Below are 1,302 nucleotides of genomic sequence, written 5' to 3'. Positions count from 1 at the left end.
AGCAAAAATGTAAAACGAAATCAATAAAAAGTGAGGCCAGACTGGATATTTATCGGCAGGGAAAATCCATAAATATAAAACCCCAACAAACAAACTAAAAGCCGAACCCCAAGAAAGTGTAGCATTTACGGCTTTTTTAGTAGTGCGTTTCCAGAAAACACTCAAAAGAAAAACAACGGATAATGAAGGCGCCAGAAAACCTAAAACTGCCTGAAAAATGTTGAATAAATTCTGCCCTTTGATATTGTCAATTGCAACGGCAATCAAAATCGCAAAAACACATCCTGCAGCAATTGTTAAACGACCAATTTTAATCTGATCCTGAATCGTCGCCGTCGGGTTGATTTTCTTTACATAAATATCATTTGTAAAAACGGTGCTTAAAGCGTTTAACGAAGAACCAATTGTTCCTACCAAAACCGCAATCATTACACAGATTACCAAACCGTTCATTCCGCTTGGGAAAAGATTTGTAACCATGGTCATATAAGCCAAATCTGAGTTGCTTCCCAATTCTGGATATAAAGCGTAACACAAAATTCCAGGTAAAATAAATAACGGAAGCGCCATAACTTTCAGCCATCCAATAAAGTTTACTCCCAATTGCCCTTGTTCCAGATTTTTTGCTCCCAAAACACTCTGAACCATCGATTGATCGGTACAGAAAAAAGCAACTGCAGCAACTGGATATCCCAACAAAATGGCTGGCCACGGATAACTCGCATCATCAGAAGGACGAACTAAATTCCAAAAGTTTGATGGTGTTTTAGCAATTAAAACATCAATTCCACCTAATTTCTGTAAACCTAAAAAGGAAAGTGTCAATGAAACTACAATTAGCAGAATCATTTGGAAAACATTTACTTTTGCAATTGCTTTTAATCCTCCTGCAAAAGTAAAAATTCCAGAAAAAATCACCAAAACCGTAACGCTCTGCCACATCGGAATTCCCAAAATCTGACGCACTAAAACGCCTCCGCTGAATAATCCTAAAGACAACCAGCTTACCAAGATTTTTACCAAAGCGTACCAAGCTAAAATGTTTTGAGTACTGTCGCCGTAGCGTTTTCCCATATATTCGGGCATTGTGCTTACTTTACTCGCAATATAACGCGGTGCAAAAACCATTGCCAAAAGCAATAAGAAAACAAAAGCGTACCATTCGAAATTTCCTGCTACAATTCCTGTAGCGTAACCAATACTCGCAAAAGCCAATAATGACGAAGGTCCAACATTGGTTCCCCACATATTAAATCCGATGCTGTACCAGTTTAAGGAGTTTCCGGCCAGAAAAAGCGTTTC

At 38.4% G+C, this 1,302-nt stretch carries 1 protein-coding gene; it reads right to left on the bottom strand.

The genetic code is table 11. The features are described from left to right. Positions 1–1,302 (bottom strand): sodium:solute symporter family transporter (locus B3J44_RS00060; RefSeq protein ID WP_286964721.1); only part of this gene is annotated, 1,302 nt, incomplete at both ends.

Source organism: Flavobacterium sp. UBA4854 (genome assembly GCF_002399805.1).
In the GTDB taxonomy this organism is placed as follows: domain Bacteria; phylum Bacteroidota; class Bacteroidia; order Flavobacteriales; family Flavobacteriaceae; genus Flavobacterium; species Flavobacterium ginsengisoli.
The sequence above is the reverse complement of the archived record's forward strand: the minus strand, read 5'-3'. Positions and strand labels throughout refer to the sequence as shown.